We start from the raw sequence: 25052 nt of genomic DNA, 5'->3' as shown, positions 1-25052 counted from the left end.
CCCACTTTTCCGGATCACGGTCAGAACGCGCCCAGGCGTTCGGCGAACGCGAACAGCCAGAACAGCCCGGCCATGATGAGCGCGACGCCGACGGCGGCCGAGCCCATGTCCTTGACCCGGCCGATCTGCGGATCGTGATCCATGGTCAGGCGGTCGGCGAGCTTCTCGATCGCAGTGTTGAGCAGCTCGATCACCAGCACCAGCACCACGGTCGCGACCAGCTCGACCCGGCGCATCACGGTGGCGCCGACCAGCCAGGCCAGCGGCAGCGACAGCGCCAATGCCACCACCTCTTCGCGGATCGCCTGCTCCGAGCGAATGGCGAACGCCAGCCCGTTGCGCGAGTTGATGGTGGCTCGCCAGAACCTCAGCAAGTCACTGCCCCCACACGTCCCAAATCACATGCCCGCAGCGGCCGGCATCGGCTTGGCCTTGCCGGCGCGCTCCTGCTTCAAGAGCTCGGCGATCAGGAAGGCCATGTCGATCGACTGCTCGGCATTGAGACGGGGATCGCAAACCGTGTGGTAGCGGTCGTTGAGATCCTCGTCGGTGATGGCGCGCGCGCCGCCGATGCATTCGGTGACGTCCTGCCCGGTCATCTCCAGATGCACGCCGCCGGCATGGGTGCCCTCGGCCGCATGGATCTGGAAGAACGCCTTCACCTCCGCCAGCACGCGGTCGAACGGCCGCGTCTTGTAGCCGGAGGTCGAGGTGATGGTGTTGCCGTGCATCGGATCGCACGACCACACCACCTTGCGCCCTTCGCGCTGCACCGCGCGGATCATGCCCGGCAGATGGTCGCCGACCTTGTCGGCGCCGAACCGGCTGATCAGCGTCAGCCGTCCCGGCTCGTTGTCGGGGCTGAGCACGTCGATCAGCTTCAGCAGCTCGTCCGGCTTCAGCGACGGACCGCATTTCAGGCCGATCGGGTTCTTGATGCCGCGGAAATATTCGACATGGCCGTGATCGAGCTGGCGGGTGCGATCGCCGATCCAGATCATGTGGCCTGATGTCGCGTACCAGTCGCCGGTGGTGGAATCGACCCGCGTCATCGCCTGCTCGTAGCCGAGCAAGAGCGCCTCGTGGCTGGTGTAGAAATCGGTGGCGCGCAGCTCGGGATGGCTCTCGAGGTCGAGGCCGCAGGCGCGCATGAAGTTCAGCGCGTCCGAGATGCGATCGGCGAGCTCCTTGTAGCGGCGGGACTGCGGCGAATCCTTCAGGAAGCCGAGCATCCATTGATGCACGCTGCCGAGATTGGCGAAGCCGCCGGTGGCGAAGGCGCGCAGCAGGTTCAGCGTCGCCGCCGACTGCCGATAGGCCATCAGCTGGCGTTGCGGATCGGGAATGCGCGCTTCCGGCGTGAAGGCGATGTCGTTGACGATGTCGCCGCGATAGCTCGGCAGCTCGACATCGCCCTGCTTCTCGGTCGGCGAGGAGCGCGGTTTGGCAAACTGCCCGGCGATGCGGCCGACCTTCACCACCGGCAGCGCGCCGGCATACGTCATGACCACGGCCATCTGCAGCAGCACGCGGAAGAAGTCGCGGATGTTGTTGGCGCCGTGCTCGGCAAAGCTCTCGGCGCAGTCGCCGCCCTGCAGCAGGAACGCCTCGCCGTCGGCGACCCGCCCCAGCGCCTTCTTCAGGTTGCGCGCCTCGCCCGCGAACACCAGCGGCGGAAAGCTCGCGAGCTGGGCCTCGACATCGGCCAATGCCTTGGCATCGGGATAATCGGGCACCTGCAGCACCTTCTTGGTGCGCCAGCTATCGGGTGTCCACCGCTCGGACATGAGGTCAACTCCTGAGCAAAAACCGCGACTTAATCGCCGGGAAAGCAGGGCTTATACACAGCCGCCCGCTCCCCCGCTAGAAGGATTCCGGCAATTCCGTCAAGCCCTTGCAAGAAAAACCGAATTCGCCTTTGCTGGACCATACCATGAATGCCAGCCAAATAGCCGTGGCCGAGGCCACGCCGGACGACGTTTTTAGCGACGATATCGTCGTGCCGGCGGCGGACGGCTATCCGCTCGCCGCGACGCTGTTCCTGCCGCGCGGCAAGAAGCGCCGCGCCGTGCTGATCAATTCGGCGACCGCCGTGCCACGCCAGGTCTACCGCGGCTTTGCCGGCTACCTCGCCCGCCGCGGCGCGGCCGTGCTGACCTATGACTACCGCGGCACCGGTGACTCGAGACCGCTTGCCGCGACCGGCTTGAACAAGCCGAAGTCGCTCTCCGGCTTCAAGGCCACGATGGCTGACTGGGCCGCGCTCGACGCCACCGCCGCGGTGAGCTGGATGCGCTACCGCTACAGCGATCTGCCGCTTGCCTATGTCGGCCATTCCTTCGGCGGCCAGGCGCTGGGCCTCTTGGCCAACAACACCGAGATCCCGCGCGCGCTCCTGATCGCGTCCCAAGCCGCCTATTGGAAGCTGATGGCCTCGCCCGAGCGCTACCGCGTCGTCGCCTTCATGAACGGCGTCGGCCTGCCGCTGGCGCACACGCTCGGCTATGTGCCGGCCTGGGCCGGCCTCGGCATGGACCTGCCGAAGGGCGTGTTCGAGCAATGGCGAAGCTGGGTGATGCGCGAGCGCTATCTGCTCGACGATCCCGCGCTCGCGGCGCGCGCGAATTTCGCAACGTTCACCGGCAAGCTCCGCGCCTTCAGCGTCACCGACGACACCTGGGCGACGCGGCCCGCGGTCGAATTGCTGTGCTCCGCGTTTACATCGGTCACGCCTGAGATCGTCTCGATCCGACCCGCGGACGCCGGCGTCAGCAAGATCGGCCATTTCGGCTTCTTCCGCAGCGAGCACCGCGACACGCTGTGGCGCGGCGCCGCGGAGTGGCTGGAAGCGGAGGGGTAAGCGCAAACCTTCTCCGCCGTCGTTGCATCCCCACGCGGCCCCAACTTCGGTGTCATCGCCCGGCTCGACCGGGCGATCCAGTACGCCGCGGCTTATCGATTCAGCAAAGGCTGTCTCTGGAATACTGGATCGCCCGCTTTCGCGGGCGATGACAGTTGTGGATGAGGACGCAGCTTCGCATTCTCGCGACATGAATCGTCCGAGCTTTTGCATTTCGTTTCGCCGCTCTTCAATCAGAGGGCGCAGGGAAAGCCGGGTGCCGATCGCACCCATGGGTCCCGCGTAATAAAAAACGCGGGAGGTAGGACCACAGGTGTAACCGGAAACAACCCGGCTTTCCCTGCGCGATGGTTTTACGGCTTATACGTGCTCGCCCCGGTGAGACTGGGCTTGTTTGTCACCGTCGCTGCGAAACGCTTTCGCGTTCCGCGGGAGACACCTGCCGCTAGGGCGTCAGGTCTGCACGACTTCGCCGTCCGCCGCATCGCGCACGTCGTCAGTGCGCGAGCGGCGTCCACCGCATCTCACCGCAACACTCCTGACGATGCGCAGCGCCCCTCGATCGGGTGAGACGCGCATATTGAACATCTGAGTTGGGTCAAACGCCAAGCGGAATATTTTCTTAGCAAGGACTGGACAGGGCTGATCGCATTGATCCGGTTATGGAATTTAACCTTTCCTGTAGGGGCTTTACACCACCTTCCGCGCCGCCGCCGTCTTCGCATCCCCCGTGTTCGGCGTCCCCGTCGGCTCGATCAGCAACAGATGCACCTCTTCCCGCGCGACGGGGCGGTGCTCGACGCCCTTCGGTACGATGTACATCTGGCCCGGCTTCAGCGTCACGGTGCGGTCGCGCAGTTCGATGTCGAGCACGCCTTTCAGCACCAGGAAGAAGTCGTCGGTGTCGTCGTGCTTGTGCCAGACGAACTCGCCCTCGACCTTCACTACCATGACGTCGCAGGCGTTGAATTGCGCCACGGTGCGCGGCGACCAGTGGTCGCTGAATGTCGACAGCTTCTGTGCAAGATCGATCGCGTCGTTCATGGATGCCTCCGGGCCTGGCATCGATAGATGGCGGCCACCACAAATGAAAGAGGCCGCTACGCGGGCGGCCTCCTTGATCATTTGTCTATATCACTTGTCTGTCGTGCTCGGCGGCTTCTGGCCTTGCCCCTGTCCCGTCGTGGCGGCCGAGCCCTGGGCGCTGCCGGAACCGCTCGAACTCTTGCTTGAGCTCGCACTGCCGCTGGAGCTTGCACTGCCGCTGGAGCTCGAGCTGGCCTGAGCCAGAGCGAGGGACGTCGAGGCGACGAGAACTGAAAGGGCAACAGCAATCGGTCGGATCATTTTCTTCTCCTCCGTCGTTCGGGACACCGGGATCAATGTCGGCGGGAGTGAGATGTTCCGAACCGCGGCTGGTTGCGCGCGAACTCAAAGCAGGGTTCGCAACACAGATGCGATCGCCGCGCCCTCGGGACGCGGCGATCGCATGCCGTTGATTGCATCAATCTCGATCGGCGTCTTACTGGAACGTGGTCGCCTTGTGATGGCCGTTGATATCGCAATGCGCCTCGCCGTTGGCGGCCTTGCGCGCCAGCAATTCGCGTTCGGCCTGGTACCAGAGCTGGTCCATCCGGCCCGGCGGCTCGCCGGCGTCCTTCCATAATTCGTAGGCGCGGGTCCGAATCTCTTGCTCGGTTGGGCCTGTCATGAGCGGCTCCCTCAATCCGTTGAATTCATATGCTTGAAAAATCAACTTCTGGTTCGGCACAAGGTTCCAAACGGCCATAACCCTTCCCGGCCCGCCAATTCTGCGGGATTTGGCGGCCAAGGCAATGCTGTATTGACGCCGCGCAACGGTAAAATTTGTCCTCACGCCCCGCTCTCGTGGGAACGAGGACATGGGCGCCCGGCGCGAGGCCGGGCATGACGCAACCCGCCGTCCTGCGGTCGAGGTCGTTCAGTGCAGATTCGCGGTGAAGAAACCGACCGCCAGCCTGACGGTCTCGGCATGAACCGCATCCCGATCGGTCCCGTCGGGATCGCGGCATACGGTCCGTCCAATCACCAGGCGCCCTGCCAGGGTACAAGTCCCGAAGAAGACGAAGTGGCCTGCGCCCGGAAACAGCTTGAGCGTGGCATGGGGGACCGCCCTGCCGAGCGCCTCGGCACCCGAGGCCGGCGGTGTGATCTCGTCGGCGCCTCCCGCGACGATCGCGACCGGGATCGATATGGCGCCGAGGCTCTCCGGCGTGAACGACGGCACGGGCCCCGGCGCCATTGCGAACACGGCGCGAACGCGCTCGTCACGATAGGACTGGCCGGCAAGACCGTAGCGTTGCCGGAAATCGGGGTCGGTCGCCAGGCGTGACAGGCTCTTCTGGCGCAGCTCTGCAGCGCCCAACTGCGACGTGCACAGCGCGTCGGCGGCAGGCGAGCGGCAGAACGCCGGAGTGCGTTCCGGATCGGTGATGCCGCCGGCGATGGCGATCACGGTGTAGCCGCCATATGAATGGCCGGCGGCGCCGATCCGCGCCGGATCGATCCGGTCGCCGAAGACGCTGTCCGCACGCATGGCGTCGATCACCGCGCTGAGGTCGACAGCGCGCAACCACGTCAGCGTGTAACCGTCGACCGTCGTAGGTTCGGATCCATTGTTGCCGGGGTGATTGACCGCGACGGCGATGAATCCGTGCGCCGCAAGCGCTGCGCCGAACCAGGCGAGAGTGGATGCGGAGCCGCCAAAACCGTGGGACAACAGGATCAGCGCGCGGCGGGGCCCCGCCGCCGGCGCCGCATCGGGTGCGGCGCTGCCGGTGCTGACGAGTGGGATGATGCGTGGCCCGATCCATTGCGGTTGCTCGCGCGCATCGGCCACGGCGGGGTACCAGATGGTGACGCGGAGCGCGTGCAGCGTGGCGCCGCGCCAATCGTAGGGCTCGGCAGGACTGAAGTCGCGCTTGGCGACGCCGACTTTGAAGACGGCGTCCTCTGCAGATGCGAGGTCCGGTGCCGCGAGCAAGATCAGCCACAGCGCCAGAAACTTCATCTGCCCTTCCTCTGCCGCGCGAAAACGCCCCCGCGGTGGACGCGCCCTACTCCGCCGCCTGGCGGACGTGGCGCGCGGTGGGCGTGCGCATCGTCACCAGCTCTTCGGAGGCGGTCGGATGCAGCGCGACGGTGGCGTCGAAATCGGCCTTGGTCGCCTTCATCTTCACGGCGATCGCAACCACCTGCGTGATCTCGGCGGCGCTGTCGCCGACGATGTGGCAGCCGAGCACGCGGTCGCTCGCCCCGTCTACCACGAGTTTCATCAGCACACGGGTGTCGCGGCCGGACATCGTCGCCTTGATCGGGCGGAAATCGGCCTTGTAGATGTCAACGTGGGAAAACTGCGCCCGCGCCTCTTCCTCCGTCAGGCCGACCGTGCCGACCTCGGGCTGCGAGAACACCGCGGTCGGGATCGTGGCGTGGTCGACCTGCACCGGGCGCTTGCCGAACACGGTGTCGGCGAAGGCATGGCCCTCGCGGATCGCGACCGGGGTCAGGTTGGTGCGGTGGGTGACGTCGCCGACCGCATAGATGTTGTCGACCGAGGTCTTCGACCAGCCGTCGACCTGGATGCCGCCATTGGCGGGATTGATGGCGACGCCGGCCGTCTCCAGCCCGAGATTGGCGACGTTGGGATGCCGGCCGATCGCGAACATCACCTGGTCGGAGGCGATGCTCGAGCCGCTCGACAGATGCGTGGTGTAATCCTTGCCGTGCTTGTCGATCTTCACCACGGTGCAGCCGGTGATGATGGTGATGCCGCGCTTCTCCATCTCGGCGCGGACATGCTTGCGCACGTCCTCGTCGAAGCCGCGCAGGATGTTGTCGCCGCGGTAGATCACAGTCACGTCGGAGCCGAAGCCGGCGAAGATGCCGGCGAATTCCAGCGCGATGTAGCCGCCGCCCTGGATCACGATCCGCTTCGGCAGTTCCTTCAGGTGAAATGCCTCGTTCGAGGAGATCACGTGCTCGATGCCGGGGACGGCCGGGCCATGGTTGGGTGCGCCGCCGGTCGCGATCAGGATGTATTTCGCCGTCACCTTCTCGCCGGTGGCGAGGCGGAGCGTGTGGGCATCCTCCAGCACCGCGCGGGTCTTGACGATCCTGGCGCCGGACTTCTCGACATTCGTGGTGTAGGCGCGCTCGAGCCGGGCGATCTCCTTGTCCTTGTTGGCGACCAGGGTTGCCCAGTCGAACGAGACCTGGCCGATGCTCCAGCCGAAGCCGGCGGCGTCCTCGATCTCCTGGTGGACATGGCTGCCGATCACGAACAGCTTCTTCGGCACGCAGCCGCGGATCACGCAGGTGCCGCCCATCCGGTACTCTTCGGCGACCATGACCTTCGCGCCGTAGTTCGCGGCAATGCGCGCGGCGCGCACGCCGCCCGAACCGCCACCGATGACAAACAGGTCGACGTCGAACTCGGCCATGGCAGTACCTCTCTCTTCCCCTCGCCCCGCAAGCGGGGCGAGGTCACAGGCATATAGGTATCGTTCTCAGATATCCTTGCCGCGCTTCTTCATCTCGGCCTTGAACTGGCCGTTGATGATCACGCCGAACTGCTGCGCCCATTGCTGCATATATTGCAGCGATCCATTGATTGCAGTGGGTTCAGCGACCAGCAGCTTCTGGCCGAGCGGCGTCTTGTAGAACGCGACGAGATCCTTCAGCTCCTGCTCGGTGAACTCGGCGGCGTAGATCTGGGCCATGCCCTCGCCGATCTCCTTCTCGCTGCCCGCGAACTGCTTGGCGACGACCAGCGCCGTCTCGTCGAGATCCTTCTGGTAGTTCAGGTACTGCTGCAAGAGACCGGTCTTGGTCTTCTCGATGATTCCGGGAACGGCGCCGTTGTACATCACCGCGACGTTCTTCATCGCCAGGATTTCCTTGGCGTAGCCGATCGCCGCGGGGGTCGACTGCTTGACCTTCGGCATGGGCGGCAGCTGCGGCTGCTGCGCCATCGCCGGTGCGGTCGCGAGCGCCAGTCCGACCGCCAGGGTCGCTGCCGACAAAAGTCCCGAAAAACGCTTCATTCCAAGTCTCCTTGCTTGCGGCCTCATGGCCGTTCAACAACCCGAATTCCCTGCGCGCCGGCCAGAACGGCGACGCTGCCAAGCCCGATGAACAGGCCGTGTTCGACCACGCCCGGGATCACGCTGAGCAGACCGGCCAGACGCGGCGGGTCGCCGATCCGGCCGAGATGGGCATCGACGATCCAGTGGCCGCCATCGGTGACAAAAGCGTGACCGTCCTTGCCCTTGCGGATGATCATTTGGCCGGACACCCCGGCTTGCGCGAACGCCCGCGCCATCGCGGCCTGGGTCGCGGCGAGCCCGAACGGGATCACCTCGACCGGCAGCGGAAAGCGGCCGAGCACGTCGACCCATTTGCTGTCGTCGGCGATCACGATCATGCGATCACTGGCGGCCGCCACGATCTTCTCGCGCAGCAGCGCGCCGCCGCCGCCCTTGATCAGGTTGAGCGCCGGGTCGATCTCGTCGGCGCCGTCGATGGTGAGGTCGAGATGGTCGATCTCGTCCAGCGTGGTCAGCGGCACGCCGCAGCGGATCGCATCCGCCCGGGTCGCCTCCGAGGTCGGCACGCCGATCACCTTCATGCCTGCGCGCACCTTGTCGCCGAGCAGCTCGACGAAGTGCTTGGCGGTCGAGCCGGTGCCGAGGCCGAGCTTCATGCCGTCGCGCACCTCTTCGAGCGCGCGCGCCGCCGCCTGGCGTTTCAGTGCGTCCATGTCCACGTGCCGATAGCCCCTCGGTTGTCCGTTCCGGGCACGCCATCGGGCGGCCCGGCGGGCGCATATCTAGCCTCGATTCACGGGCAGGAATAGCGCCATCCGGACCGGGCTTTAGGCCGAAACGGCATTCACCGCGGCCAAAATCGCCGAAAACAGCTCTTTGCCCTCCGCCCGCATCCCGGGAGGCGTGAAAATGTCGGACTGGCTGGAAACGCGGCGTCCCGGCAAATTCATGTCACGCGTGCATATGCTCTTGCATCGCAGCGCACGGCCCGATAGCCAAAAGCATCATGCCCGCCTCATCTCCCCCCATCATCGTCTTCGATCTCGACGGTACGCTGGTCGACACCGCGCCCGACCTGATCAGTGCGCTCAATTACGTGCTCAACCGCGAGGGCCTGGCGCCGGTGCCGCTGGCGGCGGCACGCAACATGATCGGCGCCGGTGCGCGCAAGCTGCTGGAACGCGGGCTCGAGGTGGACGGGCGCACGGTCAGCGTCGGCGATCTCAACCGCCTGACCAAGGATTTCGTCGACTTCTACGCCGAGCACATCGCCGACGGCTCGCGCCCGTTCGACGGGCTCGAAGCCGCGCTCGACCAGCTCGCCGCCAAGGGCCATCGCTTTGCGGTGTGCACCAACAAGCTGGAATGGCTGTCGAAGCTGTTGCTCGACCGGCTTGGCCTGACGCCGCGCTTTGCGGCGATCTGCGGCCAGGACACATTCGGCGTCGCCAAGCCCGACCCGGCGTTCCTGCGCGAGACGGTCGCCCGCGCCGGCGGAAAGCTGCCCGGCGCCATCATGGTCGGCGATGCCGGCCCCGATGTCGGGGTCGCCCGGCGTGCCGGCGTCCCGGTGATCGGCGTCGACTTCGGCTATACCGACGTCCCGATGACCGAGCTGAAGCCGGACCGGCTGATCAGCCATATGCGCGATCTGCCGGCCGCCGTCGCCGCCCTGATCGCGGCATAACAATTCCGCAACATGCTGATATCGCTCGGCAATAATTTGCCATGCGATTTTGCCGTTAACCATCCTTTAACGAGCGGGCCACCCCCTGTTGCGCCTCTGTTCCGACGCTCCTATGGTCGGCGCGGGGATTGTGGCTGATTGCCGCAGTAGAGTGTGGATCATGCGTCGTATCATCGTAATCGCGGCCGCCGGGCTGAGCCTGGCCGGCTGCTCCTCCTTCTCATTGGATTCGTTCAAGTCGGCGCCGCCGCCGATGCAGGTGCAACTGGACTCGGCGCCGCAGGGCGCCGATGCCGTGACCTCGCTCGGACCGGGCTGCAAGACGCCCTGCTCCGTGTCGGTCCCGACGCCGGAGGCCAACTTCTCCGTCACCTTCAATATGCCGAAGTTCCAGCCGGCGACGGTGCCGGTGACCGTGACCCGCACGCCGGGCGACTTCACGAGCCCGGCCACCACGACTCTCGATCCGAGCCCGGTGTTCGCCGAGCTACAACCCGCCGGCCCGCCGCCGCGCGCGCACAAGGCGATGCGCCCGAGGAAGAAGAAGCCGAAGCCGGCTGCCGCCGCGGCTCCCGCTGCCGCCGCTCCGGATTCCGCATTTCCCGCCCCGGCTGCGGCACCGCCGCCGGCCGCCGCGCCGGCACCGACGCGCTAGCACTGCGCGAGGTTTGCACTGCACAAAAGCCCCGGCCGCAAGCCGGGCTTTTGCTATTGTGTGGAGGCACATCGGCGATTGCGATCATGCATCACGCGATATGGCTCACCTATCGCTTTGCGATCGGCTTTGCATGTTGCGTATCCTCCCTTGGAACGCATTGTGACAACGTGCCAACATGCATAGATTGCGAATGCGCGGCGCCGATCACGGCGCGGCAGGCAGGGAACTGGTTTCAGCACTTTGGTTGAAGGCCCGGGTTGAATGAACGTCTCAACGCAAGCGCATCCTGACACGCTGTTTCGGCCGATGACCGATCCGTTCGGCCGGACCATCCGTTACCTGCGCGTCTCCGTCACCGACCGCTGCGACCTGCGCTGCTTCTACTGCATGTCGGAGGACATGACCTTCCTGCCCAAGGCCGATCTGCTGACGCTGGAAGAGCTCGACCGGCTCTGCTCGGCCTTCGTCGCCAAGGGCGTGCGCAAGATCCGCCTCACCGGTGGCGAGCCGCTGGTCCGCCGCAACGTGATGGGCCTGGTTCGCTCGCTGTCGCGGCATCTGACCACCGGCGCCCTCGACGAACTGACGCTGACCACCAACGGCTCGCAGCTCGCCCGCTTCGCCGGGGAATTGGCCGATTGCGGCGTACGCCGCGTCAACGTCTCGCTCGACACGCTGGACAGCGCAAAATTCCGGGCCATCACTCGCTGGGGCGACATCGACAAGGTGCTGGCGGGCATCGAGGCGGCGCGGTCGGCCGGGCTCGCGGTCAAGATCAACGCCGTCGCGCTGAAGAACATGAACGAGGACGAGATCCCGGCGCTGATGGAATGGGCGCATGGCAAGGGCATGGGCCTGACCCTGATCGAGGTGATGCCCATGGGTGACATCGGCGAAGGCCGGATCGATCAGTACGTGCCGCTGTCGCTGCTGCGCGCGCGGCTCGAGAAGCACTACACGCTGACCGACCTCGCCGACGACACCGGCGGCCCTGCCCGCTATGTCGCCGTCGCCGAGACCGGCGGCAAGCTCGGCTTCATCACGCCGATGACCCACAATTTCTGCGAGTCCTGCAACCGGGTGCGGATCACCTGCACCGGCACGCTGCACACCTGTCTCGGCCATGAAGACGCCTCCGACCTGCGCCGGCCGCTGCGCGCCTCCGCCGACAACGACCTGCTCGCGGCGGCGATCGACCGCGCCATCGGGCTGAAGCCGAAGGGGCACGATTTCATCATCGACCGCCGCCACAACCGCCCGAGCGTCAGCCGCCACATGAGCGTCACCGGCGGCTAGCATCGATCCGTAGCTTTCCGGATGCCCTTGCCGCTCCCGTTTTACCAAGGCGGGAACAACGGTTTGCCGCGCCGTCAATTTGCCCATTTTCCGATTGACGGCGTTCCGCGGCGCTGATTTGGTGCCTCAGCTTTCACGCCAGTCTGGCCGGATAGGCCGTTGCCCTCCCGTCGGCTCCCGCCGACGATCCGGCAGCCAAGAACGGCGGAAGCGGATTTCGGGGGAGGATGAACGTTTGCAACTGCTCCTGAAAGTGAGCCGTGGCTCCGTGCGCCTGTGCGCGGCGGCCAGATGATGCTTGAAATATTCGGCGCGCCGATGGCGCGGCCACGGAGATCTTGATGCGCCCATTGTTGGCACTCAGTCAGGCCATCGACCGACTGAACGAGAAGATCGGCTATGTCTGCAATCTGCTCGTGCTGATCGCCTGCCTGGTCAGCGCCGGCAACGCCATGATCCGCTACGCGTTCAGCTATTCCTCGAACGGCTGGCTCGAGGCGCAGTGGTACATGTTCGCGATCCTCGTGATGTTCGGCGCCTCCTACACCTTCAAGCGCAACGAGCACGTCCGCGTCGAGATCCTCTATCTGATGCTGTCCGAACGCGGCCAGCTCTGGCTCGACCTGATCGGCACGCTGTGCTTCCTGATCCCGTCCTGCCTGCTGCTCGCCTATTTGTCCTGGCCGTTCTTCTACCAGGCCTATGCGGTCGGCGAGATGAGCGGCAATGCCGGCGGCCTGCTGCGCTGGCCGATCAAGTTCGTTATCCCGTCCGGCTTCGTGATGCTTGCGTTGCAAGGCGTCTCAGAGGTGATCAAGCGGATCGCCGCGCTGCAGGGCTATGTGACCATCGACGCGAAGTATGAGAGGCCGACGCAATGATCACGCTGGAGATGATGCCGCCTCTGATGTTCGGCGGCCTGATCATTGCGATGCTGATCGGCTATCCGGTGGCGTTCACGCTCGCCGCGGTCGGCCTGTCGTTCGGGTTCCTCTCGATCTATCTCGGCTTCTTCGACCTCAACTTCCTGCAGGCGATTCCGGGCCGCATCTTCGGCAGCGTGCTGTCCAACGAGCTCCTGCTCGCGATCCCGTTCTTCACCTTCATGGGCGCGATACTGGAGCGATGCGGGCTCGCCGAAGACATGCTGGATTCGATGGGCCAGCTGTTCGGCCCGATCCGCGGCGGCCTCGGCTATTCCGTGATCATCGTCGGCTTCATCCTCGGCGCCATCACCGGCACGGTGGCGGCGCAGGTGATCGCGATGGCGCTGATCTCGATGCCGGTGATGATCCGTTACGGCTACAACATCCGCTACATCACGGGCGTGCTCGCCGCCTCCGGCACCATCACGCAACTCGTCCCGCCCTCTCTCGTCCTGATCGTGCTCGCCGACCAGCTCGGCAAGTCGGTCGGCGACATGTATCTCGGCGCCTGGGGCCCGTCGGTGTTCCAGATCCTGCTGTTCGCCGGCTACACCTTCCTGCTCGGCATCTTCAAGCCGAGCCATGTGCCCGCGGTGCCGATCGAAGCGCGCACGCTGACCGGCTGGGCGCTGTGGAAGAAGTGCCTGCTCGGCATCATCCCGTCCGCGGTGCTGATCTTCGTCGTGCTCGGCACCATGATGATGGGCCTTGCGACCCCGACCGAAGCCGGCGCCATGGGCGCGGTCGGCGCCATCGTGCTCGCCGCCATCCACCACAAGGATTTCAGCGCAACCGGCCGCAAGGTGCTCATCGTCGGCGTGATCGCCGGCGGCATCGGCACCATCATCGCGATGCTCTACACCGAGAACCTGATCTTCAAGCTCGCCTTCGCGATCACCTATGCCGCGGTGGTCTGGATCTGCCTCGAGGCCGTCAAGATCCCGGACCTGCGCGACCTGATCAAGCAGGGCTACGAGACCACCATGCGCATCACCTGCATGGTCACCTTCATCCTGATCGGCTCGACCTGCTTCTCGGTGGTGTTCCTCGGCGTGTCCGGCGGCACCTGGCTCGAGCACCATCTGACCTCGCTGCCCGGCGGCGTCTGGGGCTTCCTGATCTTCATCAACATCTTCATCTTCTTCCTGGCGTTCTTCCTCGACTTCTTCGAGATCGCCTTCATCATCCTGCCGATGATCGCGCCGATCGCACAGAAGGTGCTGGCGCCGGTGGTCGGTCCCGACGCGGCGCTGATCTGGTTCGGCGTGATGCTCTGCGTTAACATGCAGACCTCGTTCCTGCACCCGCCGTTCGGCTTCGCGCTGTTCTATCTGCGCGGCGTGGCGCCGAAGGAAGTGAAGAGCTCCGACATCTACTGGGGCGCGATGCCCTGGATCGGGCTGCAAGCGATCATGGTGGCGCTGGTGATCGCCTTCCCGGTCGTCGTCACCGGACTGCTCGACAAGCCGCTCGACGTCGACCTCAACAAGGTCAAGATCGAGGTGCCGCAGATCGAGCTGCCGCCGCTCGATTTCGGGCAACCGAAGCAATAGCCGACGTCAGCTGCTTCGGCGTGCCCTGCGGGAGCGGGGCACGCTGGAACCGTTGACGGCGGCGTCGAGTCCTGTGAAGGGGATAGGGATCGTCCTCCAACTCACAGATCGCCGCTCATGCCCCAACCGCATCCCGCCCGCTCGTTCCTCCGCCCGCTCGTCGCCTCCCTCAGCATGGTGTTTGCCGCTGCGGTAGCCCATGCGGAGCCGGCAGCCGACCTTCGCGCGCTGGCGCAGCAGGAGCAGCAGCCGCTGCTCGACACCCTGCGCGACCTCGTGCAGATCGAATCCGGCAGCAAGGACATCGAAGGCCTCAACCGGATCGCGGCGCGCATCGCCGGCCAGCTCAAGCAGCTCGGCGGCAGCGTGGACATCCTGCAAACCACCGACATCTATCGCCTGGACGATACGCCGGAGACAATCGGCCCCGCCGTGCAGGCCGTGTTCAAGGGCACCGGCAGCGCCAAGATCATGCTGATCGCGCATATGGACACGGTGTATCTCAAGGGCATGCTGAAGGACCAACCGTTCCGCGTCGATGGCGACAAGGCCTACGGCCTCGGCATCGCCGACGACAAGCAGGGCATCGCCACCATCCTCCACAGCGTGGCACTGTTGCAGAAGCTCAACTTCAAGGACTACGGCACGCTGACGGTGCTGATCAACGGCGACGAGGAGATCTCTTCGCCGGGCTGGCGCTCAACCATCACCCGCCTTGCCGCCGAGCAGGATGCCGTGTTCTCGTTCGAAGGCAGCGACGCCAGCGGCACGCTCCGCCTCGCCACCAGCGGCATCGGCTCGGCCTATCTCACGGTGCACGGCAAGTCGTCGCATGCGGGCGCGCGGCCCGAAGGTGGCGTGAATGCGCTGTATGAGCTGTCGCACCAGGTGCTGCAGATGAAGGACCTGTCAAAACCCGAGCAGGGCCTGAAGCTGAACTGGACGATGTCCAAATCCGGCACCAACCGCAACGTGATCCCAGCCGAGGCCTCGGCGCAGGCCGATGCGCGCGCGCTCAAGGTGTCCGACTTCGACGCGCTCGAGAAAGCTCTGCACGACAAGATCGAGAACCGTCTGCTGCCCGATTCCAAGGTCGAGGTGAAGTTCGAGGTGCGCCGGCCGCCGCTCGAAGCCACCGACGCCTCGCGCCGCGTCGCCGGCCACGGCAAGACGATCTACCAGGAGCTGGGCCTGCCGCTGAACGTGGCCGAGAGGGCGACCGGCGGCGGCACCGACGCCGCCTTTGCCGCGCTCAAGGCCAGGGGCGCCGTGGTCGAAGGCATGGGCCTCTCCGGCTTCGGCGCGCACTCCAACGATGCCGAATACGTGCAGCTCAACAGCATCGTGCCGCGGCTGTATTTGACCACGCGCATGATCATGGATCTGTCGAACGGCCAGGTGAAATAAGCCGGCAGGCCCGCAGCACGGGATCGCGAGGCGTTCACGCGGACGCCGGCTGTGCCTTGGCGAGGCGGAAGCTCAGCGTGAACTGGGCACCGCCGGACGCCAGGTTCTCCACCTTGACCGTCGCGTCGTGATCGTCGATCACGCCGCGCACGATCGAGAGCCCGAGCCCGGCGCCATCGGTGCGCTGGCGCTGGCGGTCGCCGCGCCAGAAGCGCTGGAAGATCAGGCCCTGCTCGGCGGGCGCAATCCCCGGCCCGCAGTCGCGCACCTGCACCGAACCGTCCGCGTGCACCTCGACATCGACCGAGGTCTGGTCGGCGGTGTACTTGATGGCGTTCTCCGCCAGATTGAAGATCGCACGTTGCAGCATCTCGGCATTGCCCTTGACCTGCACCGGACCGTCGGCGCCGCGCAGCGCGATGTCCTTGTGCTGCGCCAGCGCGTAAGGCGCGATCGAGCCGACCACCTCGGCACAGACCGCACGCAGGTCCGCGGTCTCGCCGGGATCCAGCACCAGCGTATCGAGCTCGGCGATCTCCAGGAGCTGGCTGACGATGCGGCTCATGCTTTCGATGTCGGCATGCAGCTCCTTGGTGCCCTTCGCCACATCCAGCGTCTCGATCCGGGTCCTCAGGATCGCGAGCGGCGTGCGAAGCTGATGGGCCGCATCGGCCGTGAACTGGCGCTGCGCGTGAAACCCCTCCTCCAGACGGTCGAAGGCCTGGTTGACGGCGGTCACCAGCGGCAGGATCTCGCTTGGAATCCCTTCGGTCGGAAGCCGGATATCGGTTCTGGCAGGTCCGATGCTCCTGGCCTCCTCGGAGGCCCGCAGCAGCGGCACGACCGCGCGACGGAAGATCAGGATATCGGTCGCAAGCAGGATCAACAGGATCGGGATGGTGATCCAGCCGACCCGACGGAAGAAGTTGGAGACGATGTCGTCGATGATGACGTCGCGATGCGACAGGTCTTCGGCAACCTGGATGCGCAACGTCTGGCCGCCGAGCAGCTTGGTGACGCTGGCACCGGAAATCCGGTCAGGCGCAGCCGGCAGCCGCGGCGGCCCGCGATGCGACGAAAACAGCAGATGATCGTCCGCATCGTAGATGTCGTAGCGGTAACGGCCATAGGCGTCGGAATAGAGCCCTCGCAGGCTGTCGGGCAAATTGAGCTGCACCTTGCCGTCCGAGTCGACCGCGAGGTTCTGGCCGAGATCGGCGGCCTGATCGCGCATCGCCTCGCGATGCAGATGGTTGATTTCCGAATTCAAGAGCCACAGCAGCAGCAGCGGCAGAAAGATCGCAGCGACCGCGACCGCCACGATATGCAGGAAAACGATCCGCGAAGTCAGCGACTTGAAGCGGAACACCGCTATTTCTCCTCCGCCATCAGATAGCCGACGCCGCGAATGGTGTGGATGATGACCTTGGCCTGGTGCTCGGCGAGCAGCTTGCGCAGGCGCGACACGTAGACCTCGACCGCATTCGAGGCGACCTCGCCCGACAGGCCGAAGATGTGATCCTCGACGTTTTTCTTCGGCACCACTCGCCCCTGCCGCCGCAACAGAATCTCCAGCACCGACGTCTCGCGCGCCGAGAACACGTGCGGCGCGCCGTCCACGAACACCTGCCTGCTCTCGGTGTCGTAGATCAGATTGGCGAGCTTGAGCGACGAGCCGAGCAGCTGGCCGGGCCGGCGCAGGATGGCTTCGAGCCGCGCCACCAGCTCTTCCAGCGCGAAGGGCTTCGCCAGATAGTCGTCGGCGCCGCTGCGCAGGCCGTTGACGCGGTCCTGCAATCCGTTGCGCGCGGTCAGCACCAGCACCGGAAGTGGATCATTCCTGCGGCGCAGCTCCGACAGCACCGACAGGCCATCGCCGTCGGGCAGGCTGAGATCGAGGATCATGGCGGCATAACTGACGCTGCGCAGCGCATCGCGCGCCTCGGCAACGCTGTTGACGATGTCGGACTCATATCCCGCCGCCATCAACCCGCTGGCGAGCAGTCTCGAGAGTTCGACGTTGTCCTCGACGATCAGAAGGCGCATCGCAGCAATCCTGTCTTCATTCCATCGCTCTTCTGTTTGCACACCCTGTCGCGATACGCCAGCGACGCAACAAACTCTGCAACAGACTACGCGTTGGGCAAGTGCGATATGCAAACGACACGGTTTTGAGCACAACGCCCGGAGTGGCGCTCATAGCGCTATGTTTTGGCTATCTGGGGCCGCTCCGATCCCCACGCAAAATAGATAAACCCGCACGCACCGCAATCAAAATTCGAGGTCCGGACCGGCGAATGAACGCGGCCAATGTAAGGCTGGCGTCAGCTAGCCCTGATAACAGTTTTCCCTGTTCTCTCCGAGAGATCGACGATGGCCCACGATGCGGCAAGACCTCGTCTCTCGCGCGAGATTTCAAGCAGAATTGGCCAGGCGGGCGATGTCATTTCGAATGAAGTATATGGGCTTTGCGGCGATGCTGGCGCTGGTGATCGTCGGCGCCTGGTTCGTGACGCGCACCGACGGCGTCGTGAGCGCAAAGGCGGCGCAGGAGAAGGCGCCGCAGGACGTCAATGTCGAGCAGCAATATGTCGCGTTGAACGACAAGCAGGCGGCCTCCGTGAAGATCATGGCCGCCGAGCAGCGCTCGTTCCGGACACTGAAGAACGCGGTCGGCTCGATCGACTTCAACCAGAACATGCTGGTGCAGGCCTTCACTCCGAATCCCGGCAGGATCGTCGACACGCCGCTCAACGTCGGCGACGAGGTCGCGAAGGGCGACAGGCTGTTCACGATCGACAGCCCCGATCTGCTGCAGGCGGAGTCGTCGCTGCTCGCCGCGGCCGGCGTGCTCGAATTGCAGACCAGGACGCTGGCGCGGGTCAAGCAGCTGTTGAAGACCGGCGGCGGAGCGCAGAAGGACGTCGACCAGGCGACATCCGATCAGCAGACCGCCGAAGGCAACTACAAGGCCGGGCGCGACGCGGTGCGCATCTTCGGCAAGACCGACGCCGAGATCGACCGCATCGTCGCCGACCGCAAGGTCGATTCGATCCTGGTGGTGCCGAGCCCGATCTCCGGCCGGATCATCGCCCGCAATGCCGCGCCGGGTCTCTACGTGCAGCCCGGCAATGCGCCGGCGCCCTACTCGCTGGCCGACATCTCGACGATGTGGATGGTCGCCAACGTGATCGAGACCGATGCCCCGGCCTACCGCATCGGCCAACCGGTCGAAGTACGGGTGCCCGCCTACCCGAACGAGGTGTTTCGCGGCCGCGTGACGACGCTCGGCCTCAACATCGATCCGAATTCGCACCGTCAGCTGGTGCGTTCGGTGATCGACGATCCCCAGCACAAGCTGCGCGCCGGCATGCTGGCGAGCTTCACCATCGAGACCGAACCGCCGAAACTGTCGGTCAGCGTTCCCCTCGACGCCATCGTGCGCGAGGGCGACGGAACGATGACGGTTTGGGTCACGACCGACGGCCGCAAGTTCGACCGTCGCACGGTGACGACAGGCATGGAGCAGGACGGCTGGCGGCAGATCCTCTCAGGTCTCGGAGCCGGCGAGAAGGTCGCCTCCACCGGCGCGATCTTCCTCAGCAACAAGTTCGCCAACGCGGCCACCGGCTAGCCCGTGCCAACCGCGCTCCGGTCCGCTCAAGAGTAAGTGCAGCACCTTGATCAAGAGCCTCCTTCAATTCGGTCTGACCCGAAGCGCCGTCATCGTGCTCGGCCTCGCCGTGTTCTGCGCCGCCGGCTTCGCCGCTTTCACCAAGCTGAACATCGAGGCCTATCCGAATCCGGCGCCCGTCATCCTCGAGATCACGGCACAAGCGGCCGGCCTCTCCGCCGAGGAAATGGAGAAGTACTATACGATCCCGATGGAGGTCGGGCTGTACTCGACGCCGGGCGTGGTCAACATCCGCTCGACCTCTTTCTACGGCCTGTCGTTCGTCCGGGTCACCTTCAGATACGGCATCGACTATTATTTCGCGCTCTCGCAGGCCACCAACAACCTGACGCAGAACGTCCAGCTTCCCGGCAACCAGATCCCGCAAATCCAGCAATCCAGCCTGGTCGGCGAGATCTACCGCTACCAGCTGGTCGGTCCGCCGAATTTCGGGCTGACCAATCTCAGGACCTTACAGGACTATGTCGTCGCCCGCCGGCTGATGACGCTTCCCGGCGTGGCGCAGATCAACTCCTGGGGCGGCACCACCAAGCAGTTCAACGTCGACGCCGATCTGGCCAGGCTCGAAGCCTACAACATCACCGTGCCGCAGCTGATCAGCGCGCTCGGCAACGCCAACATCAATGTCGGCGGCCGCGAGATCGCGATCGGCCAGCAATCCGTCAACATCCGCGGCATCGGCCTGATCAATTCCGGCGGCGATGACGACGTCACCAAGGGCTACCGGGTCGCGGACATCGAGAACGTCGTCCTGACGCAATCCAACGGCCTGCCGATCCAGATCAAGGACGTCGCCAGGGTGTCGGTCGGCTATGTGCCGCGGCTCGGCATCGCCGGAAAGGACAAGGACGACGACGTCGCCGCGGCGATCGTCGTGATGGGACGCACGCAGCACACCAACGACATCGTGCCGAAGGTCGAAGAGGAAGTCGCTAAGATCAACAGCGACGGCACCCTGCCGCCCGGCGTCAAGGTGGTCCCCTATTACGATCGCACCTCGCTGGTCAGCGTGACGACCCATACGGTGCTGCACAATCTGATGTTCGGCTGCCTGCTGGTGTTCGTGATCCAGTGGGTCTTCCTCGGCGACCTCAGAAGCGCGCTGATCGTCAGCGCCAACATCCCGTTCGCGCTGTTCTTCGCCATCATCATCCTGGTGCTGCAAGGCGAGGACGCCAATCTGCTGTCGCTCGGCGCCGTCGACTTCGGAATCATCGTCGATTCCGCCGTCATCATGATGGAGAACATCTTCCGCAACTTCCAGTCTGCGCCCGAGAACCGGCTGCGCGTGCTGCAGAACCTCGCCGAGGGCTACTGGGGCGACGATCCCACGACGCGCAACGGCCGGCCCACGCCGGGCTGGACCGAGCGGCTGCGCATGATCTTCGTCAGCGCCTTGCAGGTCGACAAGGCGGTGTTCTTCACCGCGGCCATCACGGTCACCGCGTTCGTGCCGCTGTTCACCATGCAGGGTGTCGAAGGCCAGATCTTCGGGCCGATGGCGCGCACCTACGGCTACGCGCTCGCGGGCGCGCTGCTGGCGACATTCACGGTGACGCCGGTGCTGGCCTCGCTGTTGCTGCCGAAGCACATCGAGGAGACCGAAACGGTCATCGTGCGCGCGCTGCGCAGGGCCTACACCCCCGTGCTGCGCTGGTCGCTGACCCATCTGAGGGTCGCGGTCGCGGCCGGCATCATCTTCCTCGCGATCAGCGGCCTTGCCGCGAGCCGGCTCGGCAGCGAGTTCCTGCCGGCGCTCGAGGAAGGCAATTTCTGGATCCGCGCTTCGATGCCATCGACGATGTCGCTCGAGGCCGGCACCGAACCGACCCGCAAGATGCGCGAGATCCTGCTGCGCCACCCCGAAATCATCACGGTGGTGTCGCAGCACGGCCGTCCCGACAATGGCAGTGACGCCTCGGCCTTCTCCAATGTCGAGCTGTTCGCGCCGATCAAGCCGTTCGACCAATGGCCGCCCGGCCTGACCAAGGAGAAGCTGACCGAGGAGTTGCAGAAGGAGTTCGACGACGAACTGCCCGGCGTCACCTTCAACTTCTCGCAATATATCCAGGACAACGTCGAAGAGGCCCTGTCGGGCGTCAAGGGCGCGAACTCGGTCAAGATCATCGGCCCGAACCTCGCCGTACTCGAGCAGCTCGCGGCCAAGGCCGCGGAGGAGATGGCCAAGATCCGCGGCGTCGCCGATCTCGGCATCTTCCATCTGGTCGGGCAACCCAACCTCAACATCAAGGTGAACCGCGAGAAGGCGGCGCGCTACGGCCTCAACTCCGGCGACGTCACCACCGTGGTGCAGGCCGCGCTCGGCGGCACCAGCGCGACGACGGTGCTCGAGGGCGACCGGCAGTTCGGCGTGGTGGTGCGGCTCGATCCGAAATTCCGCCAGAGCATCGACGAGGTGCGCGAGATCAAGGTCGCCTACCAGACGCCGTCCGGCACCAACGCCTATATCCCGTTGAGCGAGCTCGCCGACATCTCGCTCGATACCGGCGCCTCGTTCATCTATCGCGAGCGCAGCCAGCGCTATATCCCGATCAAGTTCAGCGTGCGCGGCCGCGATCTCGGCAGCACGGTGGCGGAGGCGCAGACCCGCGTCGCCGAGGCCGTGCAGCTTCCGACCGGCTACCGGATGATCTGGTCCGGCGAATTCGACAACCTCGAAGCCGCCAAGGCGCGGCTGATGATCGTGGTGCCGGTGACGCTGCTCTTGATCTTCGTGCTGCTCTACAGCCTGTTCAACTCGCTGCGCGACAGCCTGCTGGCGCTGGCCGGCATTCCCTTCGCGGTCGGCGGCGGCCTGATCGCGCTGTACCTTGCAGGGCTCGATTTCTCGATCTCGGCCGCGATCGGCTTCATCTCGCTGTTCGGCGTCGCGGTCATGGACGGCATCCTCAACATCACCTATTTCCGCGAATTGCGGGCCTCGGGCATGAACATCGCGGAGGCCGTGTTCAACGGCGCCGAGCAGCGCATGCGACCGATGCTGATGACCGCGCTGTCCGCCGGCGTCGGCCTGTTTCCGGCCGCGCTGTCGCACGGCATCGGCAGCCAGGTGCAACGGCCGCTCGCGACCGTGGTGGTCGGCGGCATGTTCATCGGCCCGCTGCTGCTCCTGATCGTGGCGCCTGCCTTGCGCAAGATCTTCCTGTCGCGGGCGAGAGAAGACGTGCCGAGCGAAGACGGCGCGCCCGAAGCACCGCCCGGTGCGGCACATGAGGGGGGCAGCTGATGTCCGGAACCGCCGCAAGGATCGTTGCCGCACTGGCGCGGAGCACGAGCCGCGCGCTGCGTCCGGCGCTCGGCGCGGGCGCCGCCGGGCTGTTGCTGTCGAGCTGCGCCGTCGGTCCGAATTTCACGCCGCCGCCGGCCCCCGACGTCGATCGCTACACCCCGGAGAAGCTCGCTTCCCCCAGCGCGAATGCCGGGGGCCCCAGCGTGCCGAAGCAGCATTTCGTCAGCGGAGAGGATGTCTCGCTGCGCTGGTGGGCGGCCTTTCGCTCGAAGCCGCTCGACGAGTTGATCAAGATGTCGGTCGAGCACAATCCGTCGCTGCAGGCGGCCGAAGCGTCGATCAAGATCGCGCAATACAACGCGCTGGCGCAGCGCGGGCTGTTCTTCCCGCAGATCGGCGCAAACTATACGCCCTCCCAGCAGCAGATTTCCGGCGCGTCGCCGTCCGGCCCGGGTGGCCAGTCGCCTTCGGTGTTCTCGCTTCACACCGCGCAACTGAACGTCAGTTTCGTGCCGGACATCTGGGGCCAGAATATTCGCCAGGTCGAGAGCCTCGACGCGCTCTCCGAGCAGCAATTATTCCAGCTGGAGGCGGCCTACCTCACGCTGACCGCCAATGTCGTCACCGCGGCGATCCAGGAGGCATCGCTTCGCGGCCAGATTGCCGCGATCCAGCGCGTCGTCAAGATCGAACGCGGCATCCTGGACATCGTGAAGAACCAGTTCAACGCGGGCGGCGCCGCCCAGGTCGACGTGCTGGCGCAGGAGGCCGCGCTGGCCCAGTCCGAGCAATTGCTGCCGCCGCTGGAAAAGCAGCTCGCGGTTCAGCGCGATCTGCTGACCTCGCTGGCCGGGCAGTTCTCCGCCGACGAAATCCTGCAAAAATTCACCCTCGACCGCCTGGCGCTGCCGGCAAACCTGCCGGTGAGCGTGCCGAGCAAGATGATACGCCAGCGTCCGGACGTCAGGGCCGCGGAGGCGCAGCTGCATTCGGCCAACGCCCTGGTCGGCGTCTCGATCGCGGCGCGGCTGCCCAACCTCACGATCACGGGAAATACCGGCGTCGCCGGCTTCAGCCTGGCCGAGCTGTTCACGCCCGGCACCAGCTTCTACGTGATCGCGGCGAGCGCGACCCAGCCGCTGTTCGACGGCCTGACGCTTTACCACAAGCAGAAGGCCGCCGAGGCGGCGGTGGACCAGGCGGACGCGCTCTATCGCCAGGCCGTCGTCACCGCGATGCAGAACGTTGCCGACGCCTTGCGCAGCCTGCAGGCCGACTCGCGTGCGCTGCAAGCCGCGGTCAAGGCCGAGCTCGCCGCGAAGGCCAGCCTCGACATCATCCAGAAGCAGCTCTCGCTTGGGCAGGTCAGTCAGGTGGTCGTGCTCAATGCCCAGCAGGTCTATCTGACGGCTGCCGTGGTCCGCGTTCAGGCCCAGGCGACGCGCCTCTCGGACAGCGCGGCCCTGTTCATGGCGCTTGGCGGCGGCTGGCCGACAAACTGCGCATCCGACGACTGGCGCAAATGCGTCATGGAGGACGTGCCCGCTCCCGCTCCGCAGCAGGTCAGCGAAAACACGCCCCCTGCCCGCTGACATCCGCCGCACAGAGTTACATCAGGAGGAGCCGACCCATGAAAAATCTGCTCGCCCCAGCGGCAATCCTGGTTGCGATCTGGGCCGGAGCCGCGGCCGCGCAGAGCGCGGTCGGCGGTCCGAAAAAGCCAAGCAATCTGGGCGGCCCCACCGTGCAGAAGAACCCGGTGGTCCGCACAACACCGAGTGCCGTACCAACGCCCCCTGCATCGCCGCCAAAGCAACCGCGAAAGAAATAGCGGCACGCTTTCGCAATTGAGCCGACACCCGAGATTCACCGATGGGCTCGATGAGACACATATGAAAAACACAACGCGTCTGTTTGTCGTCGCCGCGGCTGCCATGATGGCATCGGACGTCTGCGCGGCACCTGTCGACGTCACAAGGCTACCGTCACAACGTCTTGCAAACGTCGTTCAGGTCCGGCTCGCCTGTGACCAGAACTGCCATTGCTGGCGGACGCTCTATCGGGAGCGAAGCCATCGCCGGACAATCGACGAGCGCCAGGATCCGAATTATTGCCCCGGCGGCGGGCACTATAACGGCCATTACCGCACCGGGTCGGGCACCGGATTGAGCTTCGATAGCCGGCTTCCCGTGCGCTCATTGCCGTTTCCGTTCTGATCGACGAGGTCGCGCGAATGCCGCCACAAGATGCTGCGGACGAGCTCCCGGCGACGGCTGCCTACCAGATGACGACCGCGCAGATCAGTGCCAACGGCACGGCGGCGCCGCCGATCACGACCCAGCGGCGCATGTCAGCCGGATCTCTGGAATATCTGAAGATCTGCACGGCCACGAAGAGGCAGACCGCGGCACCGAGGATGATGCGAAACAGATCGGAGGGGGTGTCGTAGGCCGACCAAATGGTTTCGTTCTGCGGGCTCGCGACGCGAGCCGTGATCACCACCACGAGGGTCAGAAACAGCGTCCGCAGGATAAGACCGAGGAAACGCATATGGCGCCCTGATTCACACTGCCGCGGCAACGATAGCACGAATCCGGCACAAAAAGCATTCATTTGGCTACACTCTCGCCAACT

Annotated in this window: 24 protein-coding genes; 13 read left to right on the top strand and 11 right to left on the bottom strand. The window is 65.3% G+C overall.

The annotated features are described in order from the left end of the window. Positions 1-20: 20 nt before the first annotated feature. Entirely contained in the window at positions 21-374 is a 354-nt protein-coding gene (locus tag ACVMB0_RS22945; protein WP_461347771.1) for a diacylglycerol kinase, read from the bottom strand. Positions 375-398: 24 nt separating this feature from the next. Next, the gene (locus ACVMB0_RS22940; RefSeq protein WP_461347770.1) at positions 399-1787 is read right to left on the bottom strand and encodes a class II 3-deoxy-7-phosphoheptulonate synthase; all 1389 of its coding nucleotides are present in this window, start codon (positions 1785-1787) and stop codon (positions 399-401) included. A gap of 146 nt (positions 1788-1933) precedes the next feature. Between ACVMB0_RS22940 and ACVMB0_RS22935 the strand changes: the two genes are divergently transcribed. Next, complete coding sequence (locus ACVMB0_RS22935) at positions 1934-2860, top strand: alpha/beta hydrolase family protein (RefSeq protein ID WP_461347769.1); 927 nt, start codon at positions 1934-1936, stop codon at positions 2858-2860. Between the two features lie 690 nt (positions 2861-3550). On the opposite strand, the gene ACVMB0_RS22930 is transcribed toward ACVMB0_RS22935, so the two are convergent. Further along, positions 3551-3904, bottom strand: coding sequence for a cupin domain-containing protein (locus ACVMB0_RS22930; RefSeq protein WP_456755434.1), 354 nt, complete (start codon positions 3902-3904; stop codon positions 3551-3553). 73 nt (positions 3905-3977) lie between these two features. Between ACVMB0_RS22930 and ACVMB0_RS22925 the strand changes: the two genes are divergently transcribed. Continuing rightward, positions 3978-4145, top strand: coding sequence for a hypothetical protein (locus ACVMB0_RS22925; RefSeq protein WP_456755435.1), 168 nt, complete (start codon positions 3978-3980; stop codon positions 4143-4145). 237 nt (positions 4146-4382) lie between these two features. Here ACVMB0_RS22925 and ACVMB0_RS22920 read toward each other — a convergent pair whose 3' ends face one another. The 5 genes from ACVMB0_RS22920 to rpiA form a co-directional block, all read right to left on the bottom strand. Continuing rightward, entirely contained in the window at positions 4383-4571 is a 189-nt protein-coding gene (locus ACVMB0_RS22920) for a DUF2934 domain-containing protein (RefSeq protein WP_456755436.1), read from the bottom strand. Positions 4572-4820: 249 nt separating this feature from the next. Continuing rightward, entirely contained in the window at positions 4821-5909 is a 1089-nt protein-coding gene (locus tag ACVMB0_RS22915) for an alpha/beta hydrolase family protein (RefSeq protein WP_461347768.1), read from the bottom strand. Positions 5910-5955: 46 nt separating this feature from the next. Beyond that, positions 5956-7341, bottom strand: a complete 1386-nt coding sequence (gene gor / locus ACVMB0_RS22910; protein ID WP_461347767.1) for a glutathione-disulfide reductase — start codon at positions 7339-7341, stop codon at positions 5956-5958. Between the two features lie 66 nt (positions 7342-7407). Continuing rightward, positions 7408-7944 carry a DUF2059 domain-containing protein gene (locus ACVMB0_RS22905; RefSeq protein WP_461347766.1) on the bottom strand — a complete coding sequence of 179 codons (537 nt, stop codon included), beginning with the start codon at positions 7942-7944 and terminating at the stop codon, positions 7408-7410. A 23-nt stretch (positions 7945-7967) separates the two neighbouring features. Continuing rightward, positions 7968-8666: a ribose-5-phosphate isomerase RpiA gene (gene rpiA / locus ACVMB0_RS22900; RefSeq protein WP_461347765.1), complete on the bottom strand. Its 699-nt coding sequence runs from the start codon at positions 8664-8666 to the stop codon at positions 7968-7970. Positions 8667-8953: 287 nt separating this feature from the next. On the opposite strand from rpiA, the gene ACVMB0_RS22895 reads away from it, so the two are divergent. The 6 genes from ACVMB0_RS22895 (at position 8954) to ACVMB0_RS22870 (ending at position 15474) form a co-directional block, all read left to right on the top strand. After that, positions 8954-9634, top strand: coding sequence for an HAD hydrolase-like protein (locus ACVMB0_RS22895; protein ID WP_461347764.1), 681 nt, complete (start codon positions 8954-8956; stop codon positions 9632-9634). Between the two features lie 160 nt (positions 9635-9794). Beyond that, complete coding sequence (locus ACVMB0_RS22890) at positions 9795-10289, top strand: hypothetical protein (protein WP_461347763.1); 495 nt, start codon at positions 9795-9797, stop codon at positions 10287-10289. A gap of 264 nt (positions 10290-10553) precedes the next feature. After that, entirely contained in the window at positions 10554-11588 is a 1035-nt protein-coding gene (moaA, locus tag ACVMB0_RS22885) for a GTP 3',8-cyclase MoaA (RefSeq protein WP_461347762.1), read from the top strand. Positions 11589-11929: 341 nt separating this feature from the next. Further along, on the top strand, positions 11930-12469 hold the full coding sequence (locus ACVMB0_RS22880) for a TRAP transporter small permease subunit (protein ID WP_456755445.1): 540 nt from the start codon (positions 11930-11932) through the stop codon (positions 12467-12469). Then, positions 12466-14067 carry a TRAP transporter large permease gene (locus ACVMB0_RS22875; protein ID WP_461347761.1) on the top strand — a complete coding sequence of 534 codons (1602 nt, stop codon included), beginning with the start codon at positions 12466-12468 and terminating at the stop codon, positions 14065-14067. Before ACVMB0_RS22880 ends, ACVMB0_RS22875 begins: the two co-directional genes overlap by 4 nt. Positions 14068-14184: 117 nt before the next feature. After that, positions 14185-15474, top strand: a complete 1290-nt coding sequence (locus tag ACVMB0_RS22870; protein WP_461347760.1) for a M20/M25/M40 family metallo-hydrolase — start codon at positions 14185-14187, stop codon at positions 15472-15474. Positions 15475-15508: 34 nt separating this feature from the next. Here ACVMB0_RS22870 and ACVMB0_RS22865 read toward each other — a convergent pair whose 3' ends face one another. After that, positions 15509-16843 (bottom strand): sensor histidine kinase, encoded by a 1335-nt coding sequence (locus ACVMB0_RS22865; RefSeq protein WP_461347759.1) that lies wholly within the window; start codon positions 16841-16843, stop codon positions 15509-15511. A 2-nt stretch (positions 16844-16845) separates the two neighbouring features. Beyond that, complete coding sequence (locus tag ACVMB0_RS22860) at positions 16846-17520, bottom strand: response regulator transcription factor (protein WP_456755449.1); 675 nt, start codon at positions 17518-17520, stop codon at positions 16846-16848. Positions 17521-17926: 406 nt separating this feature from the next. On the opposite strand from ACVMB0_RS22860, the gene ACVMB0_RS22855 reads away from it, so the two are divergent. The 5 genes from ACVMB0_RS22855 (at position 17927) to ACVMB0_RS22835 (ending at position 24634) form a co-directional block, all read left to right on the top strand. Then, positions 17927-19108 carry an efflux RND transporter periplasmic adaptor subunit gene (locus ACVMB0_RS22855; RefSeq protein WP_461347758.1) on the top strand — a complete coding sequence of 394 codons (1182 nt, stop codon included), beginning with the start codon at positions 17927-17929 and terminating at the stop codon, positions 19106-19108. 46 nt (positions 19109-19154) lie between these two features. After that, a complete protein-coding gene (locus tag ACVMB0_RS22850; protein WP_461347757.1) occupies positions 19155-22415 on the top strand; it encodes an efflux RND transporter permease subunit in 3261 nt (1086 codons plus the stop codon). After that, positions 22415-24010, top strand: a complete 1596-nt coding sequence (locus tag ACVMB0_RS22845) for an efflux transporter outer membrane subunit (RefSeq protein WP_461347756.1) — start codon at positions 22415-22417, stop codon at positions 24008-24010. Before ACVMB0_RS22850 ends, ACVMB0_RS22845 begins: the two co-directional genes overlap by 1 nt. A 38-nt stretch (positions 24011-24048) precedes the next feature. Next, a complete protein-coding gene (locus ACVMB0_RS22840; protein ID WP_456755453.1) occupies positions 24049-24249 on the top strand; it encodes a hypothetical protein in 201 nt (66 codons plus the stop codon). A 61-nt stretch (positions 24250-24310) separates the two neighbouring features. Beyond that, complete coding sequence (locus ACVMB0_RS22835) at positions 24311-24634, top strand: hypothetical protein (RefSeq protein ID WP_461347755.1); 324 nt, start codon at positions 24311-24313, stop codon at positions 24632-24634. A 61-nt stretch (positions 24635-24695) separates the two neighbouring features. On the opposite strand, the gene ACVMB0_RS22830 is transcribed toward ACVMB0_RS22835, so the two are convergent. Then, entirely contained in the window at positions 24696-24968 is a 273-nt protein-coding gene (locus ACVMB0_RS22830) for a hypothetical protein (protein ID WP_456755455.1), read from the bottom strand. Positions 24969-25052 lie beyond the last annotated feature (84 nt).

The sequence above is a fragment of the Bradyrhizobium sp. USDA 4451 genome, assembly GCF_054822585.1.
Note: the sequence above shows the minus strand (reverse complement) of the source record. Positions and strands in the feature narration are given on the sequence as shown.

What these genes read in the sequence shown, in the direction of transcription:
- ACVMB0_RS22940 (WP_461347770.1), bottom strand. Translation starts at nt 1,787, where the DNA reads ATGTCCGAGCGGTGGACACCCGATAGCTGGCGCACCAAGAAGGTGCTG.
- ACVMB0_RS22935 (WP_461347769.1), top strand. Translation starts at nt 1,934, where the DNA reads ATGAATGCCAGCCAAATAGCCGTGGCCGAGGCCACGCCGGACGACGTT.
- ACVMB0_RS22930 (WP_456755434.1), bottom strand. Translation starts at nt 3,904, where the DNA reads ATGAACGACGCGATCGATCTTGCACAGAAGCTGTCGACATTCAGCGAC.
- ACVMB0_RS22920 (WP_456755436.1), bottom strand. Translation starts at nt 4,571, where the DNA reads ATGACAGGCCCAACCGAGCAAGAGATTCGGACCCGCGCCTACGAATTA.
- ACVMB0_RS22915 (WP_461347768.1), bottom strand. Translation starts at nt 5,909, where the DNA reads ATGAAGTTTCTGGCGCTGTGGCTGATCTTGCTCGCGGCACCGGACCTC.
- gor (WP_461347767.1), bottom strand. Translation starts at nt 7,341, where the DNA reads ATGGCCGAGTTCGACGTCGACCTGTTTGTCATCGGTGGCGGTTCGGGC.
- ACVMB0_RS22905 (WP_461347766.1), bottom strand. Translation starts at nt 7,944, where the DNA reads ATGAAGCGTTTTTCGGGACTTTTGTCGGCAGCGACCCTGGCGGTCGGA.
- ACVMB0_RS22895 (WP_461347764.1), top strand. Translation starts at nt 8,954, where the DNA reads ATGCCCGCCTCATCTCCCCCCATCATCGTCTTCGATCTCGACGGTACG.
- ACVMB0_RS22890 (WP_461347763.1), top strand. Translation starts at nt 9,795, where the DNA reads ATGCGTCGTATCATCGTAATCGCGGCCGCCGGGCTGAGCCTGGCCGGC.
- moaA (WP_461347762.1), top strand. Translation starts at nt 10,554, where the DNA reads ATGAACGTCTCAACGCAAGCGCATCCTGACACGCTGTTTCGGCCGATG.
- ACVMB0_RS22880 (WP_456755445.1), top strand. Translation starts at nt 11,930, where the DNA reads ATGCGCCCATTGTTGGCACTCAGTCAGGCCATCGACCGACTGAACGAG.
- ACVMB0_RS22875 (WP_461347761.1), top strand. Translation starts at nt 12,466, where the DNA reads ATGATCACGCTGGAGATGATGCCGCCTCTGATGTTCGGCGGCCTGATC.
- ACVMB0_RS22870 (WP_461347760.1), top strand. Translation starts at nt 14,185, where the DNA reads ATGCCCCAACCGCATCCCGCCCGCTCGTTCCTCCGCCCGCTCGTCGCC.
- ACVMB0_RS22860 (WP_456755449.1), bottom strand. Translation starts at nt 17,520, where the DNA reads ATGCGCCTTCTGATCGTCGAGGACAACGTCGAACTCTCGAGACTGCTC.
- ACVMB0_RS22855 (WP_461347758.1), top strand. Translation starts at nt 17,927, where the DNA reads ATGAAGTATATGGGCTTTGCGGCGATGCTGGCGCTGGTGATCGTCGGC.
- ACVMB0_RS22845 (WP_461347756.1), top strand. Translation starts at nt 22,415, where the DNA reads ATGTCCGGAACCGCCGCAAGGATCGTTGCCGCACTGGCGCGGAGCACG.
- ACVMB0_RS22840 (WP_456755453.1), top strand. Translation starts at nt 24,049, where the DNA reads ATGAAAAATCTGCTCGCCCCAGCGGCAATCCTGGTTGCGATCTGGGCC.
- ACVMB0_RS22835 (WP_461347755.1), top strand. Translation starts at nt 24,311, where the DNA reads ATGAAAAACACAACGCGTCTGTTTGTCGTCGCCGCGGCTGCCATGATG.
- ACVMB0_RS22830 (WP_456755455.1), bottom strand. Translation starts at nt 24,968, where the DNA reads ATGCGTTTCCTCGGTCTTATCCTGCGGACGCTGTTTCTGACCCTCGTG.